The sequence below is a fragment of the Bradyrhizobium sp. SZCCHNS1022 genome, from assembly GCF_032484835.1.
In the GTDB taxonomy this organism is placed as follows: Bacteria; Pseudomonadota; Alphaproteobacteria; order Rhizobiales; family Xanthobacteraceae; genus Bradyrhizobium.
This window is the reverse complement of the sequence record NZ_JAUETT010000005.1, coordinates 325,106-341,263: the sequence shown is the minus strand read 5'-3', so window position 1 is coordinate 341,263 and position 16,158 is coordinate 325,106. Positions and strand designations below refer to the sequence as shown.

16 protein-coding genes are annotated in these 16,158 nt (G+C 63.8%); 10 read left to right on the top strand and 6 right to left on the bottom strand.

Annotation, left to right across the window (positions count from 1 at the left end; all coding sequences use genetic code 11):
- Positions 1 to 145 precede the first annotated feature (145 nt).
- Complete coding sequence (locus tag QX071_RS34130) at positions 146 to 478, top strand: hypothetical protein (protein WP_409977520.1); 333 nt, start codon at positions 146 to 148, stop codon at positions 476 to 478.
- Positions 479 to 752: 274 nt separating this feature from the next.
- Positions 753 to 1,751 (top strand): tRNA dihydrouridine(20/20a) synthase DusA, encoded by a 999-nt coding sequence (gene dusA, locus QX071_RS26980; RefSeq protein ID WP_409977519.1) that lies wholly within the window; start codon positions 753 to 755, stop codon positions 1,749 to 1,751.
- Here dusA and QX071_RS26975 read toward each other — a convergent pair.
- Entirely contained in the window at positions 1,748 to 2,734 is a 987-nt protein-coding gene (locus QX071_RS26975) for an ABC transporter substrate-binding protein (protein ID WP_315705180.1), read from the bottom strand. The two genes, dusA and QX071_RS26975, sit on opposite strands and share 4 nt — an antisense overlap.
- 465 nt (positions 2,735 to 3,199) lie before the next feature.
- Here QX071_RS26975 and QX071_RS26970 point away from each other — a divergent pair, with 465 nt between their 5' ends.
- From QX071_RS26970 to QX071_RS26945, 6 genes are read left to right on the top strand one after another with little or no spacing between them, the layout of a single operon-like run.
- Positions 3,200 to 4,297 (top strand): ABC transporter substrate-binding protein, encoded by a 1,098-nt coding sequence (locus QX071_RS26970; protein WP_315705181.1) that lies wholly within the window; start codon positions 3,200 to 3,202, stop codon positions 4,295 to 4,297.
- Positions 4,275 to 5,291, top strand: a complete 1,017-nt coding sequence (locus tag QX071_RS26965) for an ABC transporter permease (RefSeq protein ID WP_315705182.1) — start codon at positions 4,275 to 4,277, stop codon at positions 5,289 to 5,291. Before QX071_RS26970 ends, QX071_RS26965 begins: the two co-directional genes overlap by 23 nt.
- Positions 5,285 to 6,082, top strand: a complete 798-nt coding sequence (locus QX071_RS26960; protein ID WP_315705183.1) for an ABC transporter ATP-binding protein — start codon at positions 5,285 to 5,287, stop codon at positions 6,080 to 6,082. Before QX071_RS26965 ends, QX071_RS26960 begins: the two co-directional genes overlap by 7 nt.
- Positions 6,076 to 7,254, top strand: a complete 1,179-nt coding sequence (locus QX071_RS26955) for an acyl-CoA dehydrogenase family protein (RefSeq protein ID WP_315705184.1) — start codon at positions 6,076 to 6,078, stop codon at positions 7,252 to 7,254. Before QX071_RS26960 ends, QX071_RS26955 begins: the two co-directional genes overlap by 7 nt.
- 27 nt (positions 7,255 to 7,281) lie before the next feature.
- Positions 7,282 to 8,382: an LLM class flavin-dependent oxidoreductase gene (locus QX071_RS26950; protein ID WP_315705185.1), complete on the top strand. Its 1,101-nt coding sequence runs from the start codon at positions 7,282 to 7,284 to the stop codon at positions 8,380 to 8,382.
- Positions 8,379 to 9,320 (top strand): ABC transporter substrate-binding protein, encoded by a 942-nt coding sequence (locus tag QX071_RS26945; protein ID WP_315705186.1) that lies wholly within the window; start codon positions 8,379 to 8,381, stop codon positions 9,318 to 9,320. Before QX071_RS26950 ends, QX071_RS26945 begins: the two co-directional genes overlap by 4 nt.
- A gap of 9 nt (positions 9,321 to 9,329) precedes the next feature.
- On the opposite strand, the gene QX071_RS26940 is transcribed toward QX071_RS26945, so the two are convergent.
- From QX071_RS26940 to QX071_RS26920, 5 genes are all read right to left on the bottom strand, one after another.
- Entirely contained in the window at positions 9,330 to 10,355 is a 1,026-nt protein-coding gene (locus QX071_RS26940) for a histidinol-phosphate transaminase (RefSeq protein WP_315705470.1), read from the bottom strand.
- A gap of 203 nt (positions 10,356 to 10,558) precedes the next feature.
- On the bottom strand, positions 10,559 to 11,083 hold the full coding sequence (locus tag QX071_RS26935; protein WP_315705187.1) for a TIGR02281 family clan AA aspartic protease: 525 nt from the start codon (positions 11,081 to 11,083) through the stop codon (positions 10,559 to 10,561).
- 28 nt (positions 11,084 to 11,111) lie between these two features.
- A complete protein-coding gene (locus QX071_RS26930; RefSeq protein WP_315705471.1) occupies positions 11,112 to 11,327 on the bottom strand; it encodes a DUF1289 domain-containing protein in 216 nt (71 codons plus the stop codon).
- A 47-nt stretch (positions 11,328 to 11,374) separates the two neighbouring features.
- The gene (locus QX071_RS26925) at positions 11,375 to 12,973 is read right to left on the bottom strand and encodes a HAMP domain-containing sensor histidine kinase (protein WP_315705188.1); all 1,599 of its coding nucleotides are present in this window, start codon (positions 12,971 to 12,973) and stop codon (positions 11,375 to 11,377) included.
- 230 nt (positions 12,974 to 13,203) lie between these two features.
- Positions 13,204 to 14,073, bottom strand: a complete 870-nt coding sequence (locus QX071_RS26920; RefSeq protein ID WP_315705189.1) for an NAD(P)-dependent oxidoreductase — start codon at positions 14,071 to 14,073, stop codon at positions 13,204 to 13,206.
- 255 nt (positions 14,074 to 14,328) lie between these two features.
- Here QX071_RS26920 and QX071_RS26915 point away from each other — a divergent pair, with 255 nt between their 5' ends.
- Both QX071_RS26915 and apbC read left to right on the top strand, forming a co-directional pair.
- Positions 14,329 to 14,775, top strand: coding sequence for a VOC family protein (locus QX071_RS26915; RefSeq protein WP_315705190.1), 447 nt, complete (start codon positions 14,329 to 14,331; stop codon positions 14,773 to 14,775).
- Positions 14,776 to 14,904: 129 nt separating this feature from the next.
- Positions 14,905 to 16,035 (top strand): iron-sulfur cluster carrier protein ApbC, encoded by a 1,131-nt coding sequence (gene apbC / locus QX071_RS26910; RefSeq protein WP_315705191.1) that lies wholly within the window; start codon positions 14,905 to 14,907, stop codon positions 16,033 to 16,035.
- The last annotated feature ends 123 nt before the right edge of the window (positions 16,036 to 16,158 follow it).

Below are 16,158 nucleotides of genomic sequence, written 5' to 3'. Positions count from 1 at the left end.
CACGCGGGCTTCCGATTGCATAATGCCGCTAGAGTGTCTTCCGCAGCCGCCGAATCAATCGCGTGATCGGCTTTCGTCGCCAGATACCAGCGATCAGCAGAGAAGCCTCCCTCGTAAACTGGCGCAACTCATTTGGAGCGGTCGCATGCGTGGTCCTTTGGTATGTGGTATCTTGCTCGTCTTGTGTATTCCCACGTTTGCGGCAGGGCGCGATCGAGTCCGGCCAATGACGCGGCGACACGCGCACGCACACCATGTGGTCAGTCCGAGTCCGGTTTTACGTACGCAATACGTGCCGTCGTCGACCCAATCCTATGGGACGTCCGGATCGCCGACGGTCCCACCCAGGACCTATGGAACATCCGGAACTTCCGTCGGAACTGTCACGGCTCCTTCAGTCGGCTCCTACTATTGGCCGTCTGTTGGCGTGACCAACGCGGTGCCCACCTGGAGCAACACCAATCCGCCTGCGCGGTAGGGGCATTGCTCTCCCGTCAACCGATCAAACACGATTGGGGCAATTGCTGAAGGCTATGGCGATCTCGCGCGGCAGCAGCCGGCACGTCGGATGATCCATCGTGGCCTGCTTCGCAGATCAGTATTTGCACGGCACTCCGTTCCGATTTTCGCATGCGCAACGTGTGCAGCGAGGGATCAAATGCGGTACAAGCGCGTGAAATTCTGGCTGGTTTGGGACCCAAACCGAGCGCGCGGAGGCCTGATCCAGTCCATTGGAAAAACAGAGTAAGCTATTGAAGTTACAGCATTATAAATTTTCCGTAGCGCCGATGATGGATTGGACGGACCGGCACTGCCGCGTTTTCCATCGGCTCTTGTCGCGCCGGGCGCTGCTCTACACCGAGATGGTCACGACGGGCGCAGTCATCCACGGCGACCGGAAGCGGCTGCTTGGTTTCGATAAAAGCGAGCATCCGGTTGCGCTGCAGCTCGGCGGCTCGGAGCCTGGCGACCTCGCGACGTCGGCGAGGATCGGGGAGGATTTCGGTTATGACGAGGTCAATCTGAATGTGGGCTGTCCGTCTGATCGGGTGAAGGATGGTCGTTTCGGTGCCTGTCTGATGGCCGAGCCTGGGCTCGTCGCCGCCTGTGTAGCGGCGATGAAGGGCGCGGTGAGGATTCCGGTCACGGTAAAATGCCGGATCGGTATCGACGACCAGGATCCCGAAGTGGCGCTGGATGTGTTGGCTCGGGCCGTCGTCGCGGCCGGGGCCGATGCGTTGATCGTGCATGCGCGCAAGGCCTGGCTCAATGGCCTGTCGCCGAAGGAGAACCGCGACGTTCCGCCGCTCGATTATGATCGCGTGTATCGGCTGAAGGCTGCGCTGCCGCAGGTACCGATCATCATCAATGGCGGTATTCCGAGCATCGAGGCCGCGAAGCAGCATCTCGCTCACGTCGACGGCGTGATGCTGGGGCGGGCGGCCTATCAGGAGCCGTGGCGGCTATTGGCCGTCGATCCCGAACTCTTCGGCGAAGCGCCGCCGCATGCGAGCATGAAGGATGTCTTGGCTGCGCTCGAGCCCTATATCGCACGTGAACTCGCCGGCGGCACGCGCCTGCACGCGATCACCCGCCACCTTGTCGGTGCTTACCACGCCGTGCCGGGCGCGCGTGCCTTTCGCCGCCATCTCGCCGAGCACGGCGTCAGGCCGGATGCCGGCATCGCCGTGCTGCGCGAGGCGGTCGCCATGGTCGAGGAGCGCGCCGCGCCGGTTGCGGCGTACGCTTAATTCGACCCGATCGCGGCGGTGAAGCTCCGGTCGACCGCCTTGCTGACCTCGAGATGCTTTGTGAGGATGCCGTAGCGGGTGGCGCGGTCCGAGGCAGCCTGTACCTCGTTGACCACACCGTCGTCGATCGCAATGGGTGAGGTGTGCTGAGCTTGATAGGCTGACTGCACCACATCCTCGGGCAGCTTGGTCAGCTCGGCCGTGTTTCTGGCATACTCCGCGATATGGTCGAGCGACCACAATCGCGCCTTGTTGAGGCGGTTGACGAAATCCTGGACGGCGGCGCGCTTGGCCACGATTGCCGCCTCCGACGCGACGATGAAAGTGATCGTGGGCGTCAGCCCGTCGCCATCGGCGATCACCCGCGCCTTGTCCTTGAGCACCGCATAGGAGACATAGGGCTCCCATACGGCCCAAGCGTCGACCGAGCCGGCGAGCAGCGCGACCTTGGCGTCGACCGGGCCGAGCGGAGCGAAGGTGGCATCGTCGAGCTTGTATCCTGCTTTCTCCAGGGTGGCATCGATCAGGAATTGGCCCCAGCCGCCGCGGGTGCCGGCCAGCCGCTTGCCCTTCAAATCGCCGGCCGACTTGATCGGCGAATCCTGCCGCACCAGGATCGCTTGCGTCTTTGCATCCGATCGTGTGCCACCGATCGCCTTGATCGGCGCGCCGCCGGCATAGACCGTGAGGAATGAGAGGTCGCCGGTGTAGCCGACATCGAGCGCGCCAGCGTTCAAGGCTTCGAGAATGGGGGCCGCCGCCGGAAATTCCGACCATTCGATTCGATAAGGCAGGTTGTCGGCGAGGCCGGAGATCTCGAGCAGCGAGCGATTGCCGCCTTTCTGATCGCCGACACGAAGGACGACCTGCTCGGCGGCTTTGGCGATTAGCGTTTCCGACAGGAGCAAGGCTGAGCCGAGCAACGCTGCAACAAGTAGCCGGCGATGCCATTGGCCATGCCGATGGGAGTTCGACCTCTTCATTCCTGGTCCCCGGATTTTCTATGTCAGTGCAGATCGCGAGTGCGCAACATCGAGTCTAAGATCGTGCGCTGTGCCGTCAATGAAATGCCTGACTGAATTGAGCGGATGGCAGATAACGTTCGTGTCGTTGATCGTGACGTGCATGAAACATGATGGTCTCGTGCTTGTTCGTGGACGAGATCGACGACAAACGTCGTGGTCTTGCGGGTGTCTGACACGACGATGTCTACAAAATCCTTTCACTGTCGATATTGGTGCGCGTGGAGATATTCGTTTGCCCGCGCGCGACATTCGAAAATCCATTTCATTGACGACGATCAGCCATCTCCGCATCATCAGTTCATCTTTTCGCGGTGCAAGAGCCGCATTTGTTCGGCGAACCATTTGACGCGCTCCGTTGATGGCTGAGTGTGCGGGCGTTGTGCGTCCGCGCAGACGGCGGAGTTTTGCAATGCAGGGGGTGGGATGAGCGACGAAGCAAAGCTTGATCAGACAAGATGGGACCGGCGCCGGTTGCTCCGGGCCGGCGGTGCTGCTGCGTTGCTGGCGCCGCTCGGGGGCTTGGGCGCGCAGGCTCTGTCATTGCGCGCGCCGCCGCAGATCGACTTCTCGGAGTTCCCGATCTGCAAGACCGGCTCCGACGCGCCGCCGCTGACAGGCGCGCCACGCAAGCTGCGGCTGTCCTGGAATGCGGGCGCGGTCTGCCTGACGCCGCTGCCGGTCGCGATCGACCAGGGCTTCTTCCGCAAGCAGAACCTCGATGTCGAGCTGGTCAATTACAGCGGCTCGACGGACCAGCTCCTTGAAGCCATTGCGACCGGCAAGAGCGACGCCGGGCTCGGCATGGCGCTGCGCTGGCTGAAGCCGTTGGAGCAGGGGTTCGACGTGAAGATTGCCGCAGGAACCCATGGCGGCTGCATGCGCGTGCTGGCGCGCGCTGATTCCGGCATCACCAAGCTCGCAGACCTGAAGGGCAAGGCCGTTGCGGTCGGCGATCTCGCCGGCCCCGACAAGAACTTCTTCTCGATCCAGCTGTCGCGGCTCGGCGTCGATCCGGTGAAGGATGTCGACTGGCGAGTCTATCCCGGCGCCGTCGTCAACCTCGCCGCCGACAAGGGCGAGGCGCAGGCGTTCCTGGCCTCCGATCCGCTGGCTTATCTCTGGCTGAAGGACCCCGCTTACAAGGAGGTCGCCTCTAACCTCGATGGTGAATATCGCGAGCGCGTCTGCTGCATCGTCGGCTTGCGCGGCAGCCTGGTGCGCGAGGAGCCGCAGGTCGGGCGAGCGCTCACCCAGGCGCTGCTCGATGCAGCGATGTTCACATCGCAAAATCCGAGCGTGGCAGCGAAGTCGTTCCAGCCTTATGCGCCGAAGAACGCCAGCCTCGAGGATATCGAGGGGATGGTCCGCTACCACACCCACCATCATCATCCGACCGGGGCTGCGCTGAAGCAGGAGCTCAAGGCCTACGCCGACGATCTGAAGGTGGTGTCGGTCTTCAAGCCGAGCACCGACACGAATAGGTTCGCGGAGCGCATTTATGTCGACATTTTCTCTGTCTGACGTCGCGGCAGCCAGTGAGCTGTCGCGGGGCAGTGCGCTCGTCGAACGGCTTCGCGGGGCGCTGCCCGGGCTCGCCGCCGCGCTCGCCTGGGCTGCATTCGGTATCTCCTGCCTGATCCGGGAGGATCTCGGCGACTGGTCGCGGACGCAGGAGGTCGCGATCGCGGCCTTCGTCGTCGCAATGCTGGTTCTGACGGGGACGTTAGGTGGCCATCATCTCGGCCGCGCAGGGGATGGATTGCGCCGGCGCGCGCCGTGGCTGATTGTGCTCGGCTTGGTCCTGTCGGTCTGGGAGCTTGCGACCGCCAAATTCGCCCTCCTGCCGTTGCCGTTCTTCCCGCCGCCGCAGGCGATCGTCGAGGTCTATACCGACGATCTGCCCAAGCTCGCCGACAGCGTTTTCGCCTCTATCAAGCTGCAACTCGGGGGCTACATCATCGGTGCTGCGCTCGGGTTCATCACCGGTGTGGCGATCGGCTGGTCGACCAGCATCGGTTACTGGGTTCATCCGGTGCTGCGCTTCATCGGCCCGTTGCCAGCGACCGCCTGGCTGCCGATCGCCTTTTTCACCTTCCCCTCGAGCTGGAGCGCCTCGACCTTCCTGATCGCACTGGCGACCGGTTTCCCGGTGACTGTGCTCACCTGGTCAGGCGTGGCGAGCGTCAGCTCGGCCTATTACGACGTAGCCCGCACCCTCGGCGCCAAGCCCTCATTCCTGGTGCTGAAGGTCGCCATTCCCGCCGCGCTGCCGCATGTCTTCGTCGGACTGTTCATGGGGCTCGGCGCGTCCTTTGCCGTGCTCGTGGTTGCCGAGATGATCGGCGTCAAAGCAGGCCTCGGCTGGTACCTGCAATGGGCACAGGGCTGGGCCGCTTATGCTAACATGTACGCCGCGCTGCTGGTGATGTCCCTCTTGTGCTCGGGCGCGATCACGCTGCTGTTCAGGGTGCGCGATCGCGTTCTTATCTGGCAGAAGGGCGTCGTCAAATGGTAGCGCAAACGATTGTCGAGCCGATCGCCTATCCGGCGGTCGGCGCCTCGATCGACATCGAGCATGTCGATCATGCCTTCGACATCGATGGCACCGAGCTCCAGGTGCTTGACGACGTAAGTCTGATCGTAGAGCCCGGAGAATTCGTCGCGCTGCTCGGCCCATCTGGCTGCGGCAAGTCGACGTTGCTGCGGCTGATCGCAGGCCTGGAGGCGCCGCGCAGTGGCGTGTTGCGCGAGGACGAGATTCGGATCAAAGGGCCGCATCCGTCTCGCGTCGTCGTGTTCCAGGATCCGACGCTGTTTCCCTGGCGCTCGGTCTGGGACAATGTGGCGCTCGGGCTGGAAGCGCAGGGCATCCTGAAGACGCAGCGGCATCGTGTCGATGCCGCGCTCGATCTCGTTAGCCTCTCTGGCTTCCGCAACGCCTATCCGCATCAGCTGTCCGGCGGCATGGCGCAGCGCGTCGCGCTGGCGCGGGCGCTGGTCAACGATCCCAAGGTGCTGGTGCTCGACGAGCCGCTCGGCAAGCTCGATTCGCTGACGCGGATCGCGATGCAGGCGGAGCTCGTGGCGCTGTGGCAGCGCAAGGGATTTACGACCTTGCTCGTCACCCATGATGTCGAGGAGGCGTTGGTGCTCGCCAACCGCGTCGTGGTGCTGAGCGACCGTCCCGCGCGGGTCAAGGCCGATATCGCGGTGGCGCGGCCCTATCCGCGCCATCGCGGCGATCCTTACCTTGCCGATCTGCGCCGCCGGATTCTCGGTCTGCTCGATTTGGAGGCGACATGGTAGCGGCGATCGAACGGACGGCGGTGCAGCCCAAGGCGGGCGAGGACGAACTGATTGCGCGCGCGCAGAAGCTCGCGTCGCTCTTTGCCCAGCGTGCGGTGGTGCACGACCGCGATGGCAACGTTGCATCCGAGAGCTTCCAGGATTTGTTCGACGCCGGACTGTTGTCCCTGACCGTGCCCGCGGCGTTCGGCGGTCACGGCGCCGGTGCGCGAATGACGTCCCGTGTGCTCGGCGTCGTGGCTCAGGCCGATCCATCCACCGCGCTGATCCTGGCCATGCATTACATTCAGCATTTCGTGATGGCCCGGAGCAACGAATACCCGCCACGGCTGGCGCGCAAGCTTGCGCAGGAGTCGGTGGAGGCCGGCGGGCTGATCAATACGTTGCGGGTCGAGCCGGCGCTCGGATCGCCTTCGCGCGGCGGGCTTCCTGAGACCGTCGCCCGACGCACCGAGACCGGCTGGCGATTGACCGGGCACAAAATCTATTCGACCGGCGCGCCGATCCTGAAATGGTACTCGGTCTGGGCCAGGACCGACGAGGCCGAGCCGCGGCTCGGCCTGTTCCTGGTGCCGGCGGGGCTGCCGGGCACGCGCATCGTCGAGACCTGGGACCATCTTGGCCTCAGGGCGAGCGGCAGCCACGACGTGATCTTCGATGATGTGGTGATCCCGCTCGACTACGAGATCGCGCTACGCAAGCCGGAAGCTTGGCGCGTACAGGATCCGACTCAGGCACTGGTGCACGGCATCTTTGTCGGTGCGATCTATGACGGTATCGCGCGTGCCGCGCGGGATTGGATCGTCGGGTTCCTGAAGGCGCGGAGCCCGTCGAGTCTTGGTGCGCCGCTCTCGACCTTGCCCCGTGCGCAAGAAATTCTTGGCGGCATCGAGGCGAAGCTGCAGGTCAATGCGCGGCTGATCGACGGCGCCGCGCGGGAGTTCGACGAAGGCATCGTTCCGAGCGCTGCCGAGTCCAACATCATCAAGCTCACCGTCACCAACAACGCCGTGACGGCGGTGGAGGATGCGCTGTCGCTATCGAGCAATCACGGTCTCAGCCGGACCAATCCGCTGGAGCGGCATTATCGCGACGTGCTGTGCGGCCGGGTGCATACGCCGCAGGACGATGCGACGCGCATTGCCGCCGGCCGCCTGGCGCTCGGTCTCTGAATTTTTCAAAAAGGAAAGGCTTACCCGATGTCCATCGAATTCATCGGTTTCATCTCCAACAACAACTCCTCCGAGACCATCGTCCGCAACGGCCCGGTGCTCGATCCCATCCATATTGAGACGGTCGCGAAGGCGCATGAGAATGCCGGTTTCGACCGCGCGCTGCTGGCATTCCACTCGACGACGCCGGACAGCCTGCAAGTTGCCCAGCACGTGTTGGGTGTGACCGAGAGGCTGAACGTGCTGATCGCGCAGCGGCCGGGCTTCACCGCGCCGACCTTGCTGGCCCGTCAGTTCGCGGTGCTCGATCAGTTCTCGCGGGGACGCGTCGCTCTGCACGTCATCACCGGCGGCAATGCCGCCGAGCTGCACCAGGACGGCAATACGCTCGACGACAAGGACGAACGCTATGCCCGCACCAGCGAGTTTCTCGATGTGGTGCGCTCCGAATGGAGCAGTGACAAGCCATTTAGCTATGCGGGCAAATATTATCAGGTCGAAAATGGCTTCTCCCAGGTGAAGCCGTATCGGCCGGAAGGCATCCGGATCTATTTCGGCGGAGCGTCCGATGCGGCGATCGAGGTCGCCGGCAAGCATGCCGACACCTTTGCGCTGTGGGGTGAATCCTACGCACAGGTCCGGGAGCAGACCGCGCGTGTGCGTGCGGCAGCCGCGCAGCACGGCCGGCCGGCGCCGCGCTTTTCGTTGTCGGTACGGCCGATCCTCGCCGATACTGAGGAGAAGGCCTGGGCCAAGGCGCAGGATATCCTGGAGCGCGCCACCGCGCTGCAGGACCAGACAGGCTATCGCAAGCCGGCGGACGGTCATGCCACGGCGGGCGCCAAGCGGCTGCTTGCGATCGCCGAGCAGGGCAAGCGCGTCGACAAGCGGCTGTGGACCGAGATCGCCAAGCTCACCGGCGCCAACAGCAACACCACCGCGCTGGTCGGAACGCCGGAGCAGGTGGCCGACGTGTTCGGCGACTATTACGACCTCGGCATCAGCCATTTCCTGATCCGCGGCTTCGATCCCCTGATCGACGCGATCGAATATGGCCGCGAGCTGATTCCGCTGACCCGTCAGCTCATTGCAGAACGGCAGCGCACCCGGGGAGTGGCGGCGGAATGATGCGCCTGTTCGTTATCGCCGGGCTTCTGCTCGGGCTCGTCACCTCGGCCGATGCGCAGGTGAGCCTGCGGGTCGGCGATCAGAAGGGCAATGCGCGCGCCGTGATGGAGGCGGCCGGCGTGCTCGACGACGTGCCCTACAAGATCGAGTGGAAGGAGTTTGCCGCGGCAGCTCCTTTGCTTGAAGCATTGGGGGCGGGAGCCATCGAAACCGGACTGGTTGGCGATGCGCCCTTCACCTTCGCCGCGGCCTCGGGCGTGCCGGTGAAGGCGATCGCCGCCATTCGGCAGACCCAGGAGGGGCTTGCGATCCTCGTGCCTGAGAGTTCCTCGATCAGAAGTTTCGACGAGCTGAAAGGCAAGAAGGTCGCGACCGGCCGCGGTTCGATCGGGCACCAGCTGGTCCTTGCTGCACTCGAGTCCAGGGGCTGGACAGTGAACGACGTCCAGCTCGTCTTCCTGGCGCCGTCCGACGCGAAAGTGGCGTACACGCAAGGTTCAGTGGATGCCTGGTCGACCTGGGAGCCCTATGTGAGTCAGGAGGAAGTACTGTTCAAGTCGCGCCGGATCATTACCGCTGAGGGGCTGACCCCGGGACTCAGCTTCCAGGTTGCGACGCCGGGCGCGATCAAGGAGAAGCGGGAGGCGCTTGCAGACTTCGTACGGCGGCTGACGATCGCGCGCGCCTGGTCGCAGGACCATGTCGAAGGCTATGCCGAGACATGGGGCAAGCTGATGAACATCCCGCCGGCGGTGGCCTTGAACTGGCTGAAGCGCGCCAGGATACGGATCGCGCCGATTGATGACACAGTCGTCGCGGACGAGCAGAGCACGATTGATCTCTACGTCCGTACCGGTCTCATCAAGCAGCAGCTCAAGGCCTCCGACATCGTCGACCGCTCGTTCACTGAGGCCATTGCCAAGGGCACGGGCCTGTAGTCGAGGCGACTACGCTGGAGCTAGGAGGTCTGCTACGGCCTTTCGTGCGATCGCATTCTCCTCCGGCAGGCCGATCGAGATGCGCACCCAATTGTCGAGCGGCGGCTGGGCGCGGCCGATGAGAATGCCCTGTGCGGCGAGCGCGGCTGCGACCTTCTGCTGCGGCTGTCCGGCATCGAAGAAGACGAAGTTGCCGTATGAATTGGTGAAGCGGACCTTCCGCTCGCGAAACAACTGATGCCAGGCCTCGCGCTCGGCCGTTACCTTGTCGCGTATCGAGGCGACATAGCCTGCATCAGCGAGGCTCGCGGTTGCCGCGACCAGGCTGAGCCGGTTCAATCCGAAGAAGGCGCCTATGCCCATCTGCTTCAAGGAGGCGGCAAGCTCCTTCGGGGCAAGTGTGTAGCCAATGGCAAGGCTGGCCAGTCCGTAAATCTTCGAGAAGGTTCTGAACACGGCGACATTGGCACCATCGCGGACCAGACCTGCGACGGTCCGTTGTTCGAAATCCGGGGTGAATTCGAGATAGGCTTCATCGACGATGACGAGCGTTCGCTTGGCCATCTCGCGGACGGCGTCGGCGAACTCTTTGATGTCGCTGACCGTGCCTGAAGGATTGTGCGGGTTCACCAGATAGACGGCGCGGGTATGGGAATTGATCCGACCCGCAAGGGCAGGCAGGTCGTTTTCGAGCCGATGGTTCAAGGGGACACCGACCACGACGCCGCCGGCGGGTGCGACGGCATCGACCAGTGCGGTATAGCCCGGCTCGGAATAGACGAATTCGCCGTCCGGCCCACCATGCGCGGACAGATAAAGCCCGAGCACGTCGAGGTTCTCGCCGAGCACGATCTGCTCCGGCCGGATGTCTTCGCGCGCGGCGATCGCGTCGGTCAGCCCTGTCAGTTCGTCACCGGTATAGCGGCTGAGGCCGGCAAGATGCGTCCGGATGGCTTCCACGGCCTGAGGTGACGGCCCAAAGGGATTTTCGTTGAGGGCAAGCCGGATGGGATTGTGTGACGATGTGCTGGCCATGGCAGGATGTACCAAATTGAGGGCCGCCACCGTCGTCGTGAGCAACAGCCATTCGCGACGATCGAGATGAGCCACGTTTTGCTCCCACGGCGGGACCGAACTGACGCCGAAGTCTGCCGTCCGCATGACGATCGCGCAACCCGATGCCGGTCACCGTGAAGTGAGGGGTGCGATGTTTGTGGTTACAGTCGCAATGTCGCCGGTCAGCCCCGTTCCGGATAGCCGTGCAGCATCAGGCGGTCGGAGCGCACCTCCCAGCGTTCGAGCCGGTCCAGGAAACTCATGCCGAGCAGGTTGGTCTTCATCTGGCCGTGCGGCACCACCAGCGCCGGCACTGAGCGCTCGACCAGCTTGCCGACCGCCAGCCGATCAAGCGTCAGGCGGGCGGCCTTGGTGTGGCCGCCGGCGGTCTCGACATCGACGTCGTAATCGAGCAGTTCGAGCGGAAGCCCTGCAGCTTTTGCGGTCTCATAGGTCAGCACGACGGAGGTTGCGCCGGTATCGACCACCATCGGAGCTGTGATCCCGTTGATCTTGGCGCGCAGCGTGAACTCTCCGCCTTGGCCGCGCTGGATCTCGACCGCGCTTGCCTTCATCCTGCTTGCGCTCTTGCGCAGCAACTCCGACACCGTGTCGCTGGCGAGCGCGGCCTGTTCGGGGTCCTTGTAGGCGATCACGGCGCCGGCGGTGATCGCCATCGTCATCAGAACGAGCAGGAGACGGCTCACGGGGCAACTCCAATTGCGACCGAGGCGTTCAACGGCGTTCGCGTGACGGAGCCTGATCCGGCAATCCAGCCTCGTGCATCCGCGCAGGCAGTTCGGCCATCAGCGAACGCCGCTCCGCGTCGTCCATTTGGCTCCAGCGCGCGATTTCCGGCAGCGTGCGGCCGCAGCCGAAGCAGAGGTTGATCTTCGGATCCATCATGCAGATTTTGATGCATGGCGTATCTTTGCTGGTCTCTTGGCTCATCGTTCGAGAATGGAGGAGGTCTTCCCGCCGGTGCAAGGGCCGTCATGTCACAACCCCGTTCCCGCATTCATGATCGGCTTGGCTCGCGGTCGGCGCTTGCCTTCGGTTGCCATCACCACCGGCTCCGGCTGCAGCGGCGGCGCTTCGTCCGACATCGGCCCGAGCGCCGACATCACCCGCTCCGGCGGGAACGTGACGATGACCTCAGTGCCGATTCTGAGCTTCGATTTCAATGTGAAGGTGCCGCCATGCATCTCGATCAGGTTCTTGGCGATGGGCAGCCCAAGGCCTGCGCCCTGTTCGGCCGATTTGATCGAGTTCGAGCCCTGACCAAACGAGGCCAGAACGATCGGAATTTCGTCTTCGGCGATGCCGGAGCCGGTGTCCTTGACGCTGAGATATTGTCCCCCGGAAGCGGTCCAGCCGGCCTTCAGCCAGATATCACCGCCTTGCGGGGTGAACTTGATCGCGTTGGACAACAGGTTGAGCACGACCTGGCGGATCGCGCGCTCATCCGCCCACAGCTTCGGCATGTTGCGCTCGAACACCTCGTGAATCGTCAGCCCGCGGCTGGAGGCGCGCAGTTTGAGCAAGTGATGACAATCCGCCACGACATGCACCAGCGAGACGGCTTCCTCGTTGAGCTCATAGCGTCCCGCCTCGATCCGCGAGAGGTCGAGGATCTCGTTGATCAGGTTGAGCAGGTGCACGCCGGAATTATGGATGTCGGCGGAATATTCCTTGTAGACCGGCACCGCATGCACGCCGAAGATCTCGCTCTTCATCACCTCGGAGAAGCCGAGAATGGCGTTCAGCGGCGTGCGCAGCTCATGGCTCATTTGCGCGAGAAAGCGCGATTTGGCGACATTGGCGGCCTCTGCGCGGTAGCGTGCCTCGTCGGAAATCGCCTTGGCCTGTTCGAGCTCGCCGATCAGCGCATCTTTCTCGGCGCGCGCCTCGAGTGTGGCGAGGGTGGTCGAATGCAGTTGATGCGCGAGCAGTGCGAAATAGCCTTCGGCTGCGATCGCAAACGCGGCCAGGACATAATTGTCGAGCTTGCCTGTCAATGCGAGATTGAGCGCGATAGCGATCGTGACCGGCGTGGTGGCGGCAAGGGCTGCGAGCGGCAGGTTGGCCGCGAGCATGCTGGAGACGGCGATCACCAGCAGCATCAGGAACATCATCAACGTGCCGGAGACGGCCGCCAGCGCCGGGTCGATCAAGATCGCCATCCAGCAGACGCCGTAGAGCAGGTCGAGCAGCAGGAACCGCGTGCGCCAGCGCCGCGTCGCGGCCAATGACGGCTTGTCGGCGAGAAAGCGCTGGCAGGTGCGCACGATTGCGGCGTGGATGCAGAGGATGCCGCAGGTCCAGGCGCCGGCCGCGAGCGGCTTTAGCCAGACGCTGAGCAGCATGCCGGTCGCAACCACCAGCAGCATCACCACGTAGGAAGCGGAGATCCGGGTCTGCGCATATTGGCGCAGCAACTCGCGATCGAAGGCCGGCCGTGTCCCCGAAGTCGACGTCAGCCGGTCGCGCGCCTCACGAACCCGCTGTTGCGCCGCCCGCCGCTGGCTCGCAGACGCGAGCGCCGGCGGGTCGGCCGGAATCTCGACGACCTCAGGCGTTTCAGCGGAGTTACTCATCAGACACACAAGTTCTGCCCGCGGCCGCACGGGCTCTTCGCATTGTCTATAACTGGCCTGAAATCCTTAAGAGGGATTATAGAGAACTGAATATTTTCGTTAACAGCGCGTTAAAACCGAACTTCGGCCGTGCCGCCGCACCTGCATCATAAGAAAACGCCCGCGCGAGGCGGGCGTTTGGGTCGTTGTCTGTGAGCCCAGGCGCGACGGCGCTGCTTGATCGCGCCGGCTTATTTTTCCAGGCGCGCGAGCAGGCTCGATGTATCCCAGCGCTTGCCGCCGAGCTTCTCGACCTCGGAGTAGAATTGGTCGACCAGCGCGGTCACCGGCAGATGCGCGCCGTTGCGGCGGGCCTCGCTGAGGCAGATCGACAAATCCTTGCGCATCCATTCCACCGCAAAACCAAAGTCATACTTGCCTTCATTCATGGTCTTGTAGCGGTTTTCCATCTGCCAGGACTGCGCCGCGCCCTTGGAGATGGTTTCGATCACGGCCGCAACGTCGAGGCCGGACTTCTTCGCGAAATGGATGCCTTCCGACAGACCCTGAACGAGCCCGGCGATGCAGATCTGGTTGACCATCTTGGTGAGCTGGCCGCTGCCCGCGGGGCCGAGCAGCTTGCACATGCGGGCGTAGGCGGCGATGACCGGCTCGGCGCCGGAATAGGCGTCCTGGGTGCCGCCGCACATCACGGTGAGCACGCCGTTCTCGGCGCCGGCCTGGCCACCGGACACGGGAGCATCGACGAATTTAAAGCCAGCCTTGGTCGCTGCGGCATCGAGTTCACGCGCCACTTCGGCAGAGGCGGTGGTGTGGTCGACGAAGGTTGCGCCCTTGGCCATGCCGGCAAAGGCGCCATCGGGGCCGATCGTCACCGAGCGCAGATCATTGTCATTGCCGACGCAGCACATGACGAAATCCTGCCCCTCGGCGGCCTGCTTCGGCGTCGGCGCGGTCTTGCCGCCGAACTTGTCGGCCCATTCCTTCGCCTTGGCCGCGGTGCGGTTATAGACCGTGACCTCGTGACCGCCTTTCTTCACGAGATGTCCTGCCATGGGAAAACCCATGACGCCGAGACCGATAAAAGCGACTTTAGCCATGTGAGCTACCTTGGGTTTGCCGGCGGCCTTGCGCTGGCCGGCCTGTTCTCATCCAAATACGCTGCAAGGACCAGCCCGGCTGGGAACCGCGGCGGCCGCTTGGGAGGGGCACCATAAACGCTGAGCCCATAAGGGCAATGCCCAGCTACGAACGGCTCGCAACCTTGTGCTAAGGTTTTGCCGTCAGCGAGGCTTGCAAAGCCGTCATCCGACAACGAAATCCGCCAGACGGGCAGACAACAGGGAGTGTTTCGCATGAGCATCAGCGTAGGCGTGCTCGACCATTTCAACATCCGAACCCGCAATCTTGCCGACACGGTTCGCTTTTACGAGGACGTGCTGGGGCTGGAGAATGGCCCGCGGCCGAATTTCGGCTTCCCCGGTGCCTGGATGTACAGCGAGGGCCGGCCGGTGGTGCATCTGGTCGACATCGCCCCGACCTCGGAGCCGCAGAAGCCGGATTCCGGCGTGGTCCATCACGTCGCTTTCGTCAGCCGCGGCTTTGCCGGGATGAAAGCGCGGCTTGCCGCCAAGGGCATGCCGTTCGATGCAAGGCAGGTCCCGGGCGGCGAGCTCTGGCAGATCTTCGTGCGCGATCCCAACGGGGTGACCATCGAGCTCAATTACGAGGCTGCCAAGGAGCAGGGCGATTCTGCACCGGTCGAGACGGATTCCGATATTGGAACCAAGGTGGCATTTTGAGCCGACGCGCTTTATTGGAAGCGTCCAAGCGGGGGCCGGACCGAACCGGTCGGACCGGAAGATCATGTCCAATCAGCGGGATGGAGCGCGGTGATGTGGCGCGCTCTTAAGTTTTTCAGGAGAGGCGTCGTGAGCGTCAACCAGCAGCAGGTTCTCGAAGCACTGAAGCGGGTTCGCTCGCCGCGCGGAGTGGCGTTGCCGGACGCCAATGTCCTGTCTCCGATCACCGCCAATGATGGCAAGGTGTTCTTCTCGATCAATGTCGATGCGGCGGAGGCGCGCGCCTGGGAGGACACCCGGGCCCAGGCCGAGGCCGCCGTCCGCGCCATCCCCGGCGTGACGATGGCGATGATCGCGTTGACCGCCGAGCGCAAGCCGGGCGCCTCGTCGCCACCACCACCACGGAGCTCCGGTGTGCAGCCTGTCGCAGCCCATCGACCGCCGCCGCAGCATCCCGCGGGCTCGCCGATGGCGCGCCAAACCGAGATTCCCGGCATCGGTGCCGTCATCGCGGTGGCATCGGGCAAAGGTGGGGTCGGCAAGTCGACCACCGCGATCAACCTTGCGTTGGCGTTGCGCGATCTTGGGCTCAAGGTCGGGCTGCTCGATGCCGACATCTATGGTCCGTCGATTCCGCGCTTGACCGGTCTGCGCGACAGGCCCGAACTCGACGACGCCAAGAAGATGATCCCGCTGCAGCGCTTTGGGCTTGCGATCATGTCGATCGGCTTCCTCGTGGAGGAGGAGACCGCCATGATCTGGCGCGGGCCGATGGTGATGTCGGCCATCAACCAGATGTTGCGCGACGTCGCCTGGGGCACGCTCGACGTGCTGGTGGTGGATATGCCCCCCGGCACTGGCGATGCGCAGCTGACGCTGGCGCAGAACGTGCCGCTCAAGGGCGCGGTGATCGTTTCGACGCCGCAGGACCTGTCGCTGATCGATGCACGGCGGGGGCTGGCGATGTTCCGGAAGGTGGATGTGCCGGTGCTCGGCATCATCGAGAATATGAGCTACTTCCAGTGCCCGCATTGCGGCACCCGCTCGGACATTTTCGGCCATGGCGGGGCGCGACACGAGGCGGAGCGGCTCGGCGTCCCGTTCCTGGGCGAGATCCCCCTGCACATGGATATCCGCGCCTCCTCGGATGCCGGCAATCCTGTCGTCGTCAGCGAACCCGACGGCCCGCATGCGGCAGTCTATCGTGCCATTGCGAAACAGGTACGCGAGCAGCTCGAGGGCGCCATCGCCGCGGCTTGATGCGTTGCAGCATCCATAGCTGGCTCCGAAATGTGGCCTACTGCGATGGTCGCGTTTTCGCATCGACGGTTCCGTGCTAAGGCGGCGCGGCCGGAGCGCCTTCGGCCAGATGCGGGACACGCG